The following is a 17,221-nucleotide window of genomic DNA, read 5'->3' on the forward strand; positions in this document are numbered from 1 at the left end:
GCGATGTGGTGGAGGACGAGGGTGAGCAGGTGGGTGTCGGGTGCGGTGGTGAACAGGGCGGCGCGTAGCGGGAGTTCGGTGGTCAGGTCGAACGGTCGGGCGCAGAGCTCGGCGATCCGGGCGTGGGCCGCGGCGTCGCCGTCGACGGCCAGGACGGTCAGCGGGACGAGGCCCGGGGTGGCGGGGCGGATGGACTGCTGGGGTTCGCCGTCGGTCTCCGGGAAGAGGGTGCGCAGGGTCTCGTGCCGCTCCACCACGGAGTCCAGCGCGGCCTGGAGCGCGATCGGGTCCACCGCGCCGGGCAGGCGCAGCACCACCGGCATCGCGTAGGCCCCGGCCCCGCGCTCCATCCGGTTGAGGAACCAGAGCCGGGACTGGGCGTGGGAGAGCGGGATCCGCGCGGGGCGCTCGGCCGGGACGAGCTCCGGCAGGGCGGCCGCAGGCCGGGCCAGCTCCAGCCGCTCGGCCAGCAGGGCCACGGTGGGCGCCTCGAAGACGTCCCGCACGCCCAGCTCCGCCGCCAGTCCGGAGCGCACCGCCGCGACCAGCCGCATCGCCAGCAGCGAGTGGCCGCCGAGGTCGAAGAAGCTCTCGTCGATGCCCGGCTCGCGGTCGGTGCCCAGCACCTCGGCGAAGATCCGGCTCAGGGCGGCCTCGCGTTCGTTCCGCGCGGTCCGGCCCGCGGCGGCCTCCTGGCGCGGCGGGGCGGGCAGCGCCCGGCGGTTCAGCTTGCCGTGCGCGGTGAGCGGGAGGGCGTCCAGCACCACCAGCGCGGACGGCACCATGTAGCCGGGCAGCGCGGTGGCCAACTCGGCGCGCAGGGCGGCCGGTTCGAGCTCGGCGCCGGGCGCCGGGACCAGGTAGCCGACCAGCTGCCGGTCACCCGGCCGGTCCTCGCGGACCACCGCCGCGGCCGCCGCCACCGGCGCCAGCGCGGCCAGCGCCGACTCCACCTCGCCGAGTTCGATCCGGAAGCCGCGGATCTTCACCTGGTCGTCCAGCCGGCCGAGGAACTCGATCGCGCCGTCCGGCAGCCGGCGGGAGAGGTCCCCGGTGCGGTAGAGCCGGGCGCCGGGCTCGCCGTACGGGTCCGGGACGAAGCGCTCGGCGGTCAGGCCCGGGCGGCCGAGGTAGCCGCGGGTGACCTGGGCGCCGCCGATGAGCAGTTCGCCGGGCACGCCGACCGGCACCGGCTCGCCCCGCTCGTCGAGGACGTACGCCCGCACGTTGCCGAGCGGTCGGCCGATCGGGACGGTCGGGGTGGTGGCGAGCTCCTCGGCCCGCGGCCGGTGGGTGGTCACGCCGACCGTGGTCTCGGTGGGGCCGTAGTGGTTGAGCACCGCGCAGTCGGCCCGGCCCAGCAGGTCCCGCACCAGGGTGCTGGTGGAGCCCTCGCCGCCGAGGATCAGGCCGCGGCGGGGGAGCACCCGGTGCTCGGCGGCCGGGCCCTCCAGGGCCGCCAGGTGGGAGGGGCTGATCTTCAGGTAGTCGATCGCGTGCTCGGCGAAGTAGGCCGCCAGCAGCCGGCCGTCCGAGGCGGTGTCGGCGTCGACCATGTGCAGCGTGCCGCCGCCGAGCAGGGCGGCGGAGAGCACCGTGACGCAGGAGTCGAAGGTGAACGGCTGCACCATCGCGTACCCGGCCCCGGCCGCCAGGTCGAGTGCGGAGACCACGGCGGTGCGGTAGTTGAGCACCTGGCGGTGCTCGACCACCACGCCCTTGGGGCGCCCGGTGGAGCCGGAGGTGAACAGCACGTAGGCGGCCTGGCCGGGGTCGACGGCGACCTCCGGGGCGGTGTCGGGCAGCGCGTCGAGGGCCAGCTCCTCGACCACCACGGCCCGCACGCCGGCCGGCAGCCGGTCGGCCGAGGCGGCGCGGGTGATCACCACGGGCGCGGCGGTGTCGGCGAGCATCATCGCCATCCGCTCCTGCGGCTGGGCCGGGTCGATCGGCACGTAGCAGCCGCCGGCCTTGAGCACGGCGAGCAGGGCCGTCACCGTCCAGGCGCCGCGTTCCAGGCAGATGCCGACCGGGGTCTCCGGGCCGACGCCGAGCCCGCGCAGGTGGTGGGCCAGGCGGTTGGCGAGCCGGTCCAGCTCGGCGTAGCGGTGGGTGCCGTCGGCGCCGACCACCGCGACGGCCTGCGGGGTGCGGGCGGCCTGCTCGGCGAAGCGGCCGTGGAAGGTGCCGGCCGGCACGTCCAGGGCGGTGGCGTTCCAGGTGTCCAGCACCAGCGCGCGTTCGGCGGCGGTGAGCAGCGGCAGCCGGCCGATCGGGCGGTGCGGGTCGGCGCAGGCCTCGCGCAGCAGGGTGGCGTAGTGGGCGAGCAGGCGCTCGGCGGAGCGCTCCTGGTAGCGGTCGGTGCGGTAGGTCAGGGTGAGGGCGAGGGTGTCGCCGGTCTCCGAGACGGTGAAGGTCAGGTCCCGCTTGGCGTCGGCCGGGCCGGCCCCGTCCAGCGGGCGCAGCACCAGGTCGCCGGGCGCGTCCTCGGGGGCGGCGCCCGGTGCGGCCTGGTCGAGCACCAGCATGGTGCGGGCCAGTCCGTCCGGGGAGCCGGCCCGCAGGCCCGCGGCCAGCTGCTCGAAGGGCACCTCCTGGTGCCGGAGGTCCTGGCGGGTCGCCTCGGCGGTGCGGTCCAGCAGTTCGGCGAAGGTCGGCTGGCCGGAGAGGTCGCCGCGCAGCAGCAGGGTGTTGACGAAGCAGCCGATCAGGCCTTCGAGTTCGGTGCGCTCGCGGCCGCCGACCGGGGTGGCGACGACCGGGTCCGGTCCGCAGCCGTAGCGGTGCAGCAGGACCTGGAGCGCGGCCAGCGTCACCGTGAAGAGCGTGGTCCGGTGCCGGGCGGCCAGGGCCCGCAGGCCGGTCGCCACCTCGGCGGGCAGCTCCAGGCCGTGCGAGCCGGCGCCGGGGCGGCCGGCGGGGCGGCCGGTGGTGGTGGCGGGCGGCGGGGTGTCGGTCAGGCCGTCGAGTCGCTGCTGCCAGTAGTCCAGGCTCTCCTGGTAGGCGGTGCCGTCCAGCCGCCCGCGCTGCCAGGCGGCGAAGTCGCCGTACTGCACCGGCAGCGGCGGGAGTTCGACGCCGGCCGGTCCGTCGGCCAGCCGGTAGGCCGCCCCGACCTCGCCCAGCAGCACGTTCACCGACCAGGCGTCGACGGCGATGTGATGGACCGTCAGCAGCAGTACGTGCTCCTGCTCGCCGGTGCGCAGCAGTGCGGCCCGCAGCAGCGGTCCGGCGGCCAGGTCGAACGGGGTGTGCGCCTCCTCGGCCAGCAGCTCGCGCACCCGGGCCTCGACGCCGCCCGGAGTCGACCGCAGGTCGGTCACCGGCAGGGTGAACCCGGCGCCTTCCCGCACCAGTTGGACCGGCGAGCCGTCGGCGCCGGCGGCGAAGGTGGTGCGCAGCACCTCGTGCCGGGCGATCACCGTGCGGAACGCGCCGGCCAGCCGCTCCGGGTCCAGCGGGCCGGTGCAGGCCACCGCCATCGGCACGTTGTACGCGGCCGACTCCGGGGCGAGCTGCTGGGCCAGCCAGATCTGCTCCTGGGTGAAGGAGAGCGGCACCGGCGCCCCCGGTGCGCGGCGCGGCACCCCGGCCGGGGCGGCCGGGCGTCCGGCCAGCCGCTCGCGCAGCCGGGCCTCCAGCCGGGCCCGCTGGTCGGGCGACAGCTCGGCGATCCGGCGGGCGGTGTCGGCGGCGCTGCCGGTGGCCCCGGCGACGGCGGCGGCGGTGCGGTCGGTGGACGGCGCGGTGGCGGACTGGGTGGTGCTCACGGTGCTCTCCCGGAGAAGGTCTGGCCGGCTGGGGCGTGTCGGACACGCCCGGAGGCGCGGAACGGACGGCGGAGTCGGTGCGGCGGCGGGCGCGGCGGGTGGTGGCGCCGGGCGGCCGGCGGTGTCGCGCTCAGAACAGGACGCGGGAGCCGGCGGCGGCCCGGGCGTCGCGGGACGGGCGCAGGTCGCGGGCGACGTTGACCCGCTTGAGCCAGCGGTCGGTGCCGTCGAAGCGCGCGGCGAAGGAGCTGCGGCCGTGCACCGCGCGGTAGTTGTCGACGAAGACGATCTCGCCGGGGGCGAGCGCGGCGCCGCCGAGCTTGCGGTCGATCTCGTCGGAGAGCCGCTGGAGCGCGCCCCGGGCCTCCGGGTCCAGCCGGTCCAGGTCCATGAAGTACGGGTCCAGGCACAGGTAGGGGTCGGTCGGCGAGCCGAACAGCACCGGGACGGGCGCGGCGTCGTCGCGCATCCGCTTCAGCCGCTCGTGCGCCTGGTGGAGCAGTTCGGCCTGGCCGGGGAGGGTCCGGCCGGGGCCGCTGTCCAGCATCTGGAGGTGGGAGTTGTCGGGCAGCATGTAGAACCGCGGCTCGGCGAGCACCCGCCGGTCCTCGGCGGAGATCACCAGGTCCTGCACGCCGAGGAAGGTGGTCGGCACCCGGTCCGGGTTGCGCAGGCAGAGCAGGCCCACGTAGTCGCCCCGGTAGGGGTGGAAGGCGTCCTCGACGTGCCAGAAGATGGTCTGGTTGCTGCCGGTGCCGATCTGCTCGTCCTCGTGGCCCGCCACCGGCAGGACGTCGTGCACCAGGTAGCCGTCCTGCTGGGTGGCCCAGGCGATCGGCTCGCCGAGCAGCGACGCGCACAGCAGCAGGAAGATCTCGTCGCGCAGCGTCGGGGAGGTCCCGGTGCGGTGCTGCCAGTGCGCCGGGGTGGCGCCGATCCGGTCCTGGTCGACGCGGTAGCCGGAGACCACGCAGACGCCGGTCGGCTCGTGCAGCCGGAAGTCGGTGAGGAAGCGGCGCAGGGCCTCGGGCAGCCGGTGGGACTGGACGGTCAGCTCGTCCTGGAGGGCCTGGTCCTCCACGTCGCCGTGGCGTCCGGTCAGTTCGTCCAGGAGGGCGTCGACGGCGTCGGCGTCGGCGGGGGTGAGCGTGAGCGTGTTCATGGGGTCGACCTCGGGAAGGTAGGTGGGACGGCGGACGGTCTCAGCGGGCCTCGGGCAGCAGGGCGGCGAGCCGGTCGAGGCCGGCCGCCAGTTCGGCGGAGGCGCCGCCGAAGCCGAGCCGGATGTGCCGGGGGGCGCCGAAGCAGGCGCCGGGCACGACCAGGACGCCGTGCTCGCGGTCGAGCCGGTCGGCGAACGCGGTGACGTCCGCCACCGTGGTGAGTTCGGGGAAGGCGGTGACCCCGCCGGCCGGCAGGTCGGCGGTCACCCGGTCGCGGTGCTCGGCCAGCCACTCGGCCAGCACCGCGCGGTTGGCGGTGGCCTGGGCCAGGCGCGGGCGCAGCAGCTCGTCGGCGTGCCGGACGGCGTGCGTGGCCACCGCCTCGACCAGCGGGGACAGCGCCAGGCTGGTGTAGTCGCGGCGGCGCACGCAGCCGGCCAGCACCTCGGGGGCGGCGAGCGCCCAGCCGACCCGCAGGCCCGGCAGGCCGTAGGCCTTGGACAGGGTGCCGAAGGAGATCGCCCGGGGGTAGCCGGGGGCGGGGTCGGGCAGCGGCGCGCGGTCGTAGACCAGGTGCTGGAAGGCGTTGTCCCAGGCGAGCCAGGTGCCGTAGCGGGCGCAGGCGTCGACGATCGCCGTCTGCTGGTCCGGGGTCACCGTGGCGCCGGTCGGGTTGTGCGGGAAGTTGACCACCACCATGGCGGTGGCGGGGCCGATCAGCGCCAGCAGCTCGTCCTCGTTGGTGACGACGCCGTGCTCGGTGCGCATCGCCCAGGGGACGATCCGGCAGCCCAGCGAGGCGGCCACCTCGACCAGGGCGTGGTAGGCGGGCGCCTGGACGACGACCTCGTCGCCGGGCTTCAGCAGGGCCTGCACGACCAGGTAGATCGCCTCGCTGGAGCCCTGGGTGGCGATCACCGAGCCGGGGTCGGTGCCGTGCCGCTCGGCGAGCGCGGCGCGCAGCGGCTCGCCGCCCAGCGAGTGGCTGTCGCGGAACACGATGTCGCCGAGCGAGGCGGCGTCGGTGCCGGCCAGGGCGAGGACCTGGTCGACGGTGTAGTTCTCGACACCGCTGCTGCTGATGTCGTAGGTGGTGGTGAAGTACCGCTCGCGGAGCCAGTCTTCGAGCAGTGCCGGGGCGATGGTCACGGGTTCCTCCAGGGGGCCGGGTCGGAAGGTCAGGCGGTGGCGAGGCCGTCCTCGGCCTCCAGTTCGGCGAGCAGGGCGGCCAGGTCGTCCGGGTCGGTCTCCTCGGCCTGGAGCTGGACCACGCGCAGGGCCAACTCGGCGACGGTGGGCGCCTCGTAGAAGACCCGCAGGGGCATCTCGACCCGGCAGGTCTCCCGGACCCGGGCGGCGAAGCGGGCGGCCAGCAGCGAGTGCAGGCCCAGGTCGAACAGGTCGTCGTGCACGCCGACGGCCGACAGGCCGAGCAACTCGCCCGCCAGTTCGGCGAGTTCCGTCTCGGCGGGGGTGCGCGGAGCCTGGAAGGCGCCGTCCGCCAGCTCGGCCCGGCCGGGCCGGGGCAGGGCGCCGCGGTCGAGCTTGCCGTTGCCGTTCAGCGGCAGGGCGGGCAGCAGCACGACGGCCGAGGGCACCAGGTACTCGGGCAGCCGCTCGCGCAGCGCGGTGCGCAGTTCGAGGACGTCCGGGGTGCCGCCGGGGGCGGCCGTCACATAGCCGACCAGCCGCTGCTCACCGGGCTCGTCCTCGCGGACCACGACCGCCGCGGTGCCGACGCCGGGCAGTTCGGCGAGCCGGGCCTCCACCTCGCCGGGCTCGATCCGGTGGCCGCGGATCTTCACCTGCTGGTCCGCGCGGCCGATGAACTCGACCTCGCCGTCGGCCCGGTGGCGGGCCAGGTCGCCGGTGCGGTAGAGCCGGGCGCCGGGCTCGCCGTACGGGTCCGGGACGAAGCGTTCGGCGGTCAGGCCCGGGCGGCCGAGGTAGCCGCGGGCCAGGCCGGCGCCGCCGAGGAACAGTTCGCCGGGGGAGCCGACCGGGACCGGGCGGCCGGCCGGGTCCAGCAGGTAGACGGCGGTGTTGGGCAGCGGACGGCCGATCGGCAGGCCCTCGCCGGTCACCGGCTCGTCGGTGACCCGCCGGGTGGCCGAGGTGCAGGTCACCTCGGTGAGCCCGTACACGTGCACCAGCGGGACGCCGAGGCGCTGCCAGGCGGTCAGCAGGTCGCGGCGGACGCGTTCGCCGCCCATCGCGACGAACTTCAGGGACGGCGGCAGCGCGGCGCCGGTGCGCTCCAGCTCGGCGGTCCAGTCGTGCCAGTAGGCGGTGGTCAGTTCGAGGCCGGTGATCCGGTGCTCCGCCAGGTAGCTGGTCAGGTCGACGCCGCCGGCCAGCAGCCGGGCGCCGGGCAGCACCACGGTGGCGCCGGCCGCGAGGGCCGGGAACAGCTCCTCCAGCAGGACGTCGAAGCCGGTGGAGGCCAGCTGCAGGAAGCGGTCGCCGGGGGCGAGCCGGAACTCCTCGGCCATCGCCAGGGCGAAGTTCACCAGGCCCCGGTGGGTGAACATCGAGCCCTTGGGGGTGCCGGTGGTGCCGGAGGTGAAGAACACGCAGGCCAGCGCATCCGGTTCGGTCGCCGGGGCGGGGCCGACCGCTGCGGTGGGCTCGTCCGGCCCGTCGATCGGGGCGGTCCGCAGCCCGTCCGGCAGCGGGAGGGCGGTGGGGCCGTCGGTGAGCACCAGGTCGGCGCCGGACAGCTCCAGCAGCAGCCGCAGCCGCTCCTCGGGCAGCTCCGGGTCCAGCGTGGTGAACGCCGCGCCCGCCTTGAGCACCCCGAGCAGGGCGGCGACCAGCCGCGGGGTCGGGGCCGCGTGCACCGCGACCACGCTGCCGGCGCCGACGCCCAGCGCGCGCAGCCGGGCGGCGCAGCGCTCGGCGGCGGCCTCCAGCTCGGCGTAGCCGGTGGTGCGGCCCTCGTGCTCCAGCGCCGGGGCGTCCGGGGTGCGGGCGGCGGCCGCCGCGACCAGCTGGTGCAGGCCCCCGGCGGGGACCGGGCGGGCGGTGTCGTTCCACTCGGTGAGCACGGTGCGGCGCTCCGCGGCGTCGAGCAGCGGCAGCCCGGACAGCGGGGTGTCCGGCGCGTCGGCGGCGGCCGACAGCAGCACGCCGAAGCGGTGCGCCAGGCGGGCGATGCCGGCCGGGTCGAACAGGTCGGTCGCGTACTCGACCGTGAAGGCCAGCCCGCCGTCCCGCTCGACGGCGGTGAACATCAGGTCCATCAGGCAGGAGCCGGTGTCCGCGTCCAGCGGGTCGACCCGCAGCCCGGCGAAGCCGGCCCGGGGCGGGCGGGCGCTCTGCAGCGTCAGCATGGTCTGGAACACCGGGTGCCGGGCCGGGTCGCGCTCGGCGCCGACGGCGTCCAGCACCTGCTCGAACGGCACCTCCTGGGCGTCGAAGTCCGCCAGGGTCCGGTCGCGGGTGCGCTCCAGCAGGGCGGCGAAGGCCGGGTCGCCGGAGAGGTCGCCGCGCAGCGCCAGGCTGTTGACGAAGCAGCCGACCAGGCCGTCCAGTTCGCGCTGGCCGCGGCCGGCGATCGGGGTGCCGACCAGGACGTCCTGGGCGCCGGAGAGCCGGCCCAGCAGCGTCTGGTAGCCGGCCAGCAGCACCATGAACAGGGTGGCGCCGTGCCGGGCGCCGAGGGCGCGCAGCCGCTCGGTCAGCTCGGCGGGCAGCTCGAACCCGTGCACCGCCCCGGCCAGGGTCGGTACGGCCGGGCGGGGCCGGTCGGTGGGCAGCTCCAGCACCGGCAGCGGGCCGGCCAGCCGCTCGCGCCAGTGCGCCAGCTGGTCGGTCCAGCGGCCCTCGGCGGCCCGGTCGGCCTGCCAGCGGGCGTAGTCGGCGTACTGCACCGGCAGCGGGGGCAGCTCGCGGCCGTCGTAGAGCGCGCCCAGGTCCTCGACCAGCACGCCCATCGACCAGCCGTCGAGCGCGATGTGGTGGATCACCAGGACCAGCAGGTGTTCGGCCGGCGCGACCCGCAGCAGCAGGGCGCGGATCGGGAGTTCGGCGGTCAGGTCGAACGGGCGGGTGACGAAGGCGTCGACCACGGCCCGGGCCTGCTCGCCGTCGGCGAGGTCGCGGACGGTCAGCGGTGCCTCGCCGACCGGCAGCACCCGCTGGGTCGGCACGCCGTCCACCTCGGGCAGCACGGTGCGCAGCACCTCGTGCCGGGCGGTCAGCCCGCGCAGCGCGGCGGCCAGTGCGGCCGGGTCCAGCTCGCCGCCGATCCGTACCGCGGTGGGCACGTGGTAGGCCGGGTTGCCGGGGGCGAAGCGGTCGAACAGCCACATCCGCTGCTGGGCGAAGGAGAGCGGCAGCGGCTGGGTGCGGTCGGCCGGGAGGACCGGTGGCAGCGGTGCGGCGGCGCCGGTCGCCGGGGTGCCGTCGGCCTCGGCGCGCAGCCGCTCGACCAGCTCGGCCTGGGCGGCCACGGTGACCGCGCCGAACACCTCGCGCAGCCGCAGCTCCACGCCGAACTCGGCGCGCACCGCGCCGACCAGGCGGTTGGCCAGCAGGGAGTGGCCGCCGAGGGCGAAGAAGTCGTCCAGCACACCGACCTCGGGCAGCTCCAGCAGCCGCTGCCAGATCCCGGCGATCGCGGCCTCCGCGGCGGTGCGCGGGGCGAGCCGGTCGGCGGGCCCGGCGGGGGCGGCCGGCTCGGGCAGGGCGGCGCGGTCCACCTTGCCGTTGGGGGTGAGCGGCAGCGCGGCCAGCTCCGTCCACAGGGCGGGGACCAGGTGGCCGGGCAGCCGCTCGCGCAGCCAGGCGGCCAGTTCGGCGGCGGTGGCGTGTGACGCGGTGGTGGCCGGCGACGCGGCGGTGGCCGGGGTGTCGGTGGACGCCGTCCAGTAGGCGGCGAGCCGCTTGTCGCCGGGGGCCGCCTCGCGGGCCACCACGATCGCGTCGGCCACCGCGGGGTGGCCCAGCAGGACGCCGGTCACCTCGCCCGGCTCGACCCGGAAGCCGCGGATCTTGACCTGGTGGTCGGCCCGGCCGAGCAGCTCCAGCTCGCCGTCGGCCCGGCGGCGGGCCAGGTCGCCGGTGCGGTAGAGGCGCGCGCCCGGCACCCGGCCGTACGGGTGCGGCACGAAGCGCTCGGCGGTCAGGCCGGGGCGGCCCAGGTAGCCGCGGGCCAGGCCCTCGCCCGCCACGCACAGCTCGCCGGGCACCCCGACCGGCACCGGGCGCAGCAGCCCGTCCAGCACCAGCAACTGCTGGTTGTCCAGCGGGTGGCCGTACGGCACCGGGGCGGCCGGGGCGGCGTCCTCGGGCACCGGGTACTCGTTGTTGCAGAAGGCGGCCTCGGCCACGCCGGCCGAGTTGACCACCCGGCAGCCGGGCGCGGCGGCCCGCAGCCGGGACGGCAGCGCGGGCGGCAGCACGTCCCCGCCGATCAGCGCGGCGCGCAGGCTGTCCACGGCCAGGCCGTGCTCCTCGGCGGCGGTCAGCATCGCCTCCGTGCCGGCCGGTCCCATCGACCAGACGGTCACCCGGTGGCGGGCGACCAGCTCGGCCCAGTGCCGCGGGTCGCGGGCGGCGTGCGGCGCGGGGAAGACGGCGGCGGCGCCGACCAGCAGCGGGGCCAGGCAGTCGTGCACGGCCGGGTCGAAGCTCGGCGAGTGCAGCGCGATCATCCGGTCGCCGGGCCCGAAGCCGTGCGAACGGGCCAGCCCGGCGAAGGTGTTGACGATGGCGCGGTGGGTGACGGCGACGCCCTTGGGGCGCCCGGTGGAGCCGGAGGTGTACACCAGGTAGGCGAGGTTGGCCTCGCCGGTGCCGGCCGGGTCGCCGCTGCCGTCGTCCTCGCCGCGGTCGAACTCCGGTCCGTCCTCGGCGATCTCCTCCAGCAGCAGCACCTCGACGCCGGCCGGGAGCGCGCCCGCGGTGGACCGGTTGGCCACCACCACGGCGGGCCGGGCGTCGTCGATCATGAAGGCCAGCCGGTCGGCCGGGTAGGACGGGTCCAGGCCGAGGAAGGCGCCGCCGGCCCGCAGGGTGCCGAGCATGGCGGCGCTGAGCCCGGCGCCGCGCTCCAGGCAGAGCGCCACCGGCACCTCCGGCCCGACGCCGTGCGCGCGCAGCCGGTGGGCGATCCGGCCCGCCCAGGCGTCCAGCCCCCGGTAGTCGAGGGAGCCGGACTCGTCGACCGTCGCGAGCGCCTGCGGGGTACGGGCGGCCTGGGCGGCGAACAGCTCGTCCACCCGCCGGCCGGCCGGGAGTTCGCGGTCGGTGTCGTTCCAGTCGTGCAGCTCCCGGGCCAGTTCGGCGGCGGTGAGCAGCGGCAGTTCGGACAGCCGGGTGGCCGGGGTCCGGACGGCGGCCGTCAGCAGGGTGGTCCAGTGGCCGAGCAGCCGGGTCACCGTGGGGGTGTCGAAGAGGTCCCGGGCGAACTCGGCGAAGCCGGTGAAGCAGCCCTCCTCCTCGGTCAGTTGGAGGTCGAGGTCCAGGTGGGCGCTGTCCCGGGCCACGGCCACCGGCTCGACGGCCAGGCCGGCCAGCGCGGGCGTGGTGGCCGGCGCGTTCTGCAGCACGAAGCCGACCTGGGCCAGCGGGTTGCGGGAGAGGTCCCGGCTGGGCGCCAGCTCCTCGACCAGCCGGTCGAAGGGCAGCTCCTGGTGCTCGAAGGCCTCCAGTGCGGTGCCCCGCACCCGCTCCACCAGTTCGGTGAAGCTCGGGTCGCCGGCCAGCGAGGTGCGCAGCAGCACGGTGTTCACCAGCGCGCCGACCAGCAGTTCGGTGCCCGGCGCCCGGGTGGCGGGCCCGGTCGCCACGACGACCTCGGCGGTGCCCGCGTGCCGGGCCAGCACCGCCTGGAAGGCGGCCAGCAGCACCATGAACGGGGTGGCCCCGGCGGCCCGGGCGAGGTCGCGGACGGCCTGCGAGGCGGCCGGACCGAGGCGCACCGGGGCGGTCGCGCCGCGGAAGCTGCGCACCGCCGGGCGGGGCCGGTCGCCGGGCAGCTCCAGGGCCTGCGGCGCGCCGGCCAGCCGCTCGCGCCAGTGGGCGAGCAGCCGGTCGCCGAGGCCGCCGTCCAGCACGGCCTGCCGGTGGGCGACGTGGTCGGCGTAGCGCAGCGGCAGCTCGGGCAGCCGGACCGGGCGGGCCTCGGCCAGGGCGCCGTAGCACTCGGAGAGTTCGGACATCAGCAGGCCGAAGGACCAGCGGTCCACCACGATGTGGTGCAGCACCACGACCAGCAGGTGTTCCTGCGGCCCGAGGGCGATCAGCTCGGCCCGCAGCAGCGGACCCTTGGCCAGGTCGAAGGGCCGCTCGGCGAGCCGGCCGGTGAGCTCCTCGACCTCGGCCGGGTCGGCGCCGGGGGCCTCGGTCAGGCCCAGCTCGAAGGCGCGGCGGGGCAGCACCAGTTGGACCGGGACGCCGTCGCGGGCCGGGAAGACGGTGCGCAGCGCCTCGTGCCGGTCGACCAGCTGCTGGAAGGCCTGCCGGAGGTGGTCGACGTCGAGCGGTCCGCGCAGCCGCAGGGCGGCGGCGGTGTTGTAGACGCCGCTCGGGCCCTCCAGCCGGTCGATCAGCCAGAACCGGCGCTGGGCGGCGGAGGCCGGCAGCACCTCGGCGCTGCGGGGGGCGGGGGCCACGGGGTGCTCCTTCGTGGTGGTGGGAACGGGTGCGTGCGGGGCGGGGGTGCGGCCGTCGGGGGTCACCGGTCGCCGCCCATCAGCTCCGCCAGCTCCTCGGCGGACAGGTCGTCGAAGCCGGTGTCGTCGGCCACGGCCTCGCGCACCGGGACGGCGGCGGTGACCGGCGCCTCGGCGGCCGGGGCGCGGCGCACCGCCTCGGCGTACTCGCCCAGCAGCGGCGCCTCGAACAGCGCCCGGACCGGCAGCTCGCGGCCCAGCGACTCGCGGACGGCGGCGGTGACCTGGACGGCCAGCAGGGAGTGGCCGCCGAGGTCGAAGAAGTCGTCGGCCAGCCCGATCCGGGCCACGCCGAGGACGGTGCTCCAGATCTCGGCGAGCGCCCGCTCGGTCCCGTCGCGCGGGGCGAGCAGCGCGGTCGAGCCGGTGGACCAGTCCGGTGCGGGCAGGGCGGCCCGGTCGAGCTTGCCGTTGCCGGTCAGCGGCAGCGCGTCCAGGGTGACGAAGGCCTCCGGGACCATGTACTCCGGCAGCCGCTCCCGCAGGTGGGAACGGAGTCGGGGGACCAGGTGGCGGGCGGCCCGGCCGCGGTGCGGGTCGTTGGCCCAGTGCGGCCAGGGCAGGCCCGCGTCGTCCCCGGCGGGTGCCGGCGCGGTGTGCGGCTCGGTGCCGGCCGGGCGGAAGGCGGCGTCGAAGCGGCCGGTCGGGTCGCCGGTCGCCCAGCTCAGCTCGACGCAGTGGCCCAACTCCTCGGCCAGTTCGCGCAGTTCCTGCGGGTCGAGGGCGGCGGGCCGGTCGGCCTGCTCGGCTTGGACGGCCCCGGCCGCGCCGACCAGTCGGGCGGCGGTGCGGGCGTCGGCGTCCACCCGGGCGTTGGGGATGCCGGTGACCACCAGCGGGGAGCCGTCCAGCAGCGCCCCCAGCTCGCCGCCGGTCCACGGCACCGTGCGCACCTCGACCGGGGCCGGTTCGGCGTCCAGGTGCAGGACCACGTCGTAGCGGTAGCGGGTCATCTCGTTGCGGTCGCGCCCGGGCTTGGGCCGCACCTCGACCCGGCCGATCCGCGGGACCTCCCGGCGCAGCGCGGCGAAGAAGCGCGGGTCGAGCAGCAGTTCGTCCTCCTGCCGGACGGCCTGGCGGACCTGCCGGGCCAGTTCGGCGTCGGCCGTCCCGGCGGGCAGGCCGGGCTGCAGGACGGACACCTGGAAGGCGTCCAGCAGGGCCAGGTGCCGGACGTCGCCGACCACGATCCGCCCGCCGGGCGCCAGCAGCGCGGCGGCCCCGGTGAGGACCTCGACCAGGTAGCCGGCGCTCGGCAGGTACTGGGCGACCGAGTTGACGACGACGGTGTCGAACCCGCCGACCGGCAGGCCGTCCAGCTCGTGGCCGGCCCGGCGCAGCAGCCGCACGTGCTCCCAGTCGGCCGGCAGGTGGCGGCGGACGTGCGCGACCGCGCTGTCCGACAGGTCGAGGGCGGTGTACTGCTCGCAGTGGCCGGCCAGCCGGAAGAGCAGCAGGCCGGTGCCGCAGCCGATCTCCAGCACCCGGCGCGGGCCGGTGCCGCGGATCAGCGCGACGGTGTCGTCCACCCAGCGCCGCATCTCCTCGGCCGGGATCGGCTCGCCGGTGTAACTGCTGCTCCAGCCGCGGATGTTGAAGGTGGGGTCGGCGCCGCCCACCTGCTCGTACTGCTCGTAGGCGGTGTCGAAGACGGTCCGCCACTGGGCGACCTGCGCGGCGTCGCCGGTCGCCTCGGTGTCCGTGCCCTCGGTGCCGTCCGCTGCCGTCGCGTCGTTCGGCGTCTCCTCGGGGACGACGTAGGCGACCAGCCCGAGGTCGCCGCCCGGCGCCTCGCGCGGCAGCACGGCCGCGTGCCGCACGCCCGGGTGGTTGCCGAGCTCCGCCTCGATCTCGCCGAGCTCCACCCGGTGCCCGCGGACCTTGACCTGCTGGTCGATCCGGCCCAGGTACTCCAGCGTGCCGTCCGGCAGCCGGCGGGCCAGGTCGCCGCTGCGGTAGAGCCGCTCGCCGTCGCCGACGGGGGAGGGGACGAAGCGGTCGGCGGTCAGGCCCGGGCGGCCCAGGTAGCCGCGGGCCAGGCCGGGGCCGCCGACGCACAGCTCGCCGGGCGTGCCGGGCGGCACCGGCTCGCCGCGGCGGTCCAGCAGGTGCACCGCCAGGTCGGCCAGCGGGTGGCCGATCACGCTGCCGGGGGCGGCCAGGTCGGCGGCGCCGAGCGGGTGCGCGGTGACGTGCACCGTGGTCTCGGTGATCCCGTACATGTTGACCAGCCGCGGGCCGTCGGGGTGCCGGGCGGCCCAGGCGCGCAGCGCGCCCGGCTCCAGGGCCTCGCCGCCGAACACCACGTGCCGCAGCGCGAGCGGCGGGCTGCCCGCCTCCGCGTCCGCGTCGGCGAACCGGCGGAAGGCGGTGGGGGTCTGGCTGAGCACCGTGACGCCCTCCGCGCGCACCAGCGCGTGGCAGGCGGCCGGGTTCTGCCGGGCCTCCTGCGGCACCACCACGACCCGGCCGCCGTGCAGCAGGGCGCCCCAGATCTCCCAGACCGAGAAGTCGAAGGCGGCGGAGTGGTACAGCGACCAGACGTCCTCCGGGCCGAACGGCACGTCCGCGGCGGCGGCCTCGAAGAGCCGCAGCACATTGGCGTGGGTGAGCAGCGCGCCCTTGGGGCGGCCGGTGGTGCCGGAGGTGTAGATGACGTACGCGAGGTGGTCCGGGCGCAGCGGGGCGGGCTCCAGCGGCTGCCCGTCCGCGGGCTGGTCGACGGTCAGCGCCGGGATGCCGTCGGCGAGCGCGGTGTGCTCCGGGTCGGCGACCAGGGCCACCGCGCCGGAGTCGGCGAGGGTGTAGGCGCGTCGGTCGGCCGGGTGGCGGGGGTCGAGCGGGACGTACCCGCCGCCGCTCTTCAGGATGCCCAGGATGCCGGTGACCAGCGCGGTCGAGGGTTCGACGCAGATCGCCACCCGGCTCTCCGGGCCCACCCCCAGGGCACGCAGCCGTCGGGCGAGGGCGTCCGAGCGGCGGTCCAGCTCGGCGTAGCTCAGCCGCTCCGGGCCGCAGCCGACCGCGATCGCGTCGGGGCGCAGCCGGACCTGCTCGGCGAAGGCGGCCGGCAGGCTGACGGGCCCGGGGGTCGAAGCCGTCCGGGCGGCGCCGGCCGCCAGCTCGGCCGCGCGGCCGGGCGCGTCCAGCAGCGGCAGGGCGTCCAGCCGGGTGTCCGGGGCGGCGACCGCGGCGGCCAGCAGGTGCAGCCACTGGTCGATGAACCGGCGCACCGTGCGCTCGTCGTACAGCTCGGTGCGGTAGTCGGCCAGGCCGGTCAGGCCCTGCGGCGTCTCGGTGACCTGGAGGTGCAGGTCGAACTTGGCGGTGCCGGTGTCCACCGCGGCCACGTCCATCCGCAGCCCGGGCAGCTCGATCCTGGTCTCCGGGGTGTTCTGCAGCACCAGCAGCAGGTTGGCGAACGGGGTGCGCCCGCCGGCGTCGCGGTCCGGGCGGACCTCCTCGACGATCCGCTCGAACGGCACGTCCTGGTGGGCGTACGCGGAGAGCGCCGACTCCCGCACCCGGCCGAGCAGTTCGCGGAAGGTCGGGTTGCCGGACAGGTCGGTGCGCAGCGGCAGCATGTTGACGAAGAAGCCGATCAGGCCCTCGGTCCGGGCCTGGTTGCGGTTGGCCACCGGCGAGCCGACCACCAGGTCGCTCTGCCCGCTCCAGCGCTGCGCCACGGCGGTGAAGCCGGCCAGCAGCACCATGTACAGCGTGGCGTCGTGCTCCCGGGCGAGCGCGGTGAGCCGGGTGGCGAGGTCGCCGTCCAGCCGCCACGGGAAGGAGGCGCCGGCGAAGCCCTGCCGGGCGGTGCGCGGGCGGTCGGTGGGCAGGTCCACCGCGCTGGGCGCGCCGGTCAGCCGCTCCCGCCAGTGCGCCAGCTGGGCGTCCAGTGCCTCGCCGGACACCTTCTCGTGCTGCCAGAGCGCGAAGTCGGCGTACTGGACGGGGAGTTCCGGGAGCTCGGCCGGCGCGGGGCGCCCGTCGGCGGCCGGCCGGTAGTGGTGGGCCAGCTCGCGGACCAGGATGTCCAGCGACCAGCCGTCCGCCACGATGTGGTGCAGCGCGAGCACCAGGACGTGCTCCTCCTCGCCCAGCCGGGCCAGCCGGCCGCGCAGCAGCGGTCCGGTGGTCAGGTCGAACGGACGGCGGCTCTCCCGCTCGGTCAGCTCGGCGAGCGCGGCCGCCCGCTCGTCCCCGGCCAGCGCGGACAGGTCGGTGAGCGGCAGCGCGACCTCGGCCCGGGCGTGCACGACCTGCTCGGGCCGGCCGTCCTCGGCGCGGAAGGTGGTGCGCAGCGCCTCGTGCCGTGCCACCACCAGGTTCAGCGCCCGCTCCAGGGCGGGGGCGTCCAGCCGGCCGGCGAACCGGACGGTGCAGGCGATGCTGTAGAGCGGGCTCGGGCCGGCGAACTGCTCGACGAACCACAGCCGTTGCTGGGCGAAGGAGAGCGGCAGCCGGACGCCCTCGGCGCGGGGCGTGATCGGGCCGGCGGCGTCGGTACGGGCGAGGCCCTGCTGCTGGAGCAGTTGGGCGAGCAGCCGGCGCTTCTCGGCGGAGAGCGCGGGGCGCTGGGGTGACTGGGTCATTGGGGAGTCCCGGG

Annotated in this window: 5 protein-coding genes; all 5 read right to left on the reverse strand. The window is 76.8% G+C overall.

Annotated features, from left to right (window positions below):
• Positions 1 to 3,770, reverse strand: a 3,770-nt coding sequence (locus ACIP4P_RS43555) for an amino acid adenylation domain-containing protein (RefSeq protein ID WP_400929588.1), incomplete at its 3' end; no start/stop codon positions are given.
• Positions 3,771 to 3,900: 130 nt separating this feature from the next.
• On the reverse strand, positions 3,901 to 4,932 hold the full coding sequence (gene gntD / locus ACIP4P_RS43560) for a guanitoxin biosynthesis L-enduracididine beta-hydroxylase GntD (RefSeq protein WP_400929591.1): 1,032 nt from the start codon (positions 4,930 to 4,932) through the stop codon (positions 3,901 to 3,903).
• Positions 4,933 to 4,972: 40 nt separating this feature from the next.
• A complete protein-coding gene (vioD, locus tag ACIP4P_RS43565; protein WP_400929594.1) occupies positions 4,973 to 6,082 on the reverse strand; it encodes a capreomycidine synthase in 1,110 nt (369 codons plus the stop codon).
• Positions 6,083 to 6,111: 29 nt separating this feature from the next.
• Positions 6,112 to 12,552, reverse strand: a complete 6,441-nt coding sequence (locus tag ACIP4P_RS43570) for an amino acid adenylation domain-containing protein (RefSeq protein ID WP_400929597.1) — start codon at positions 12,550 to 12,552, stop codon at positions 6,112 to 6,114.
• Positions 12,553 to 12,614: 62 nt separating this feature from the next.
• Positions 12,615 to 17,207 carry an amino acid adenylation domain-containing protein gene (locus tag ACIP4P_RS43575; protein ID WP_400929600.1) on the reverse strand — a complete coding sequence of 1,531 codons (4,593 nt, stop codon included), beginning with the start codon at positions 17,205 to 17,207 and terminating at the stop codon, positions 12,615 to 12,617.
• Between the last annotated feature and the right edge of the window lie 14 nt (positions 17,208 to 17,221).

The sequence above is a fragment of the Kitasatospora sp. NPDC089509 genome (assembly GCF_044749365.1).
GTDB lineage: Bacteria > Actinomycetota > Actinomycetes > Streptomycetales > Streptomycetaceae > Kitasatospora.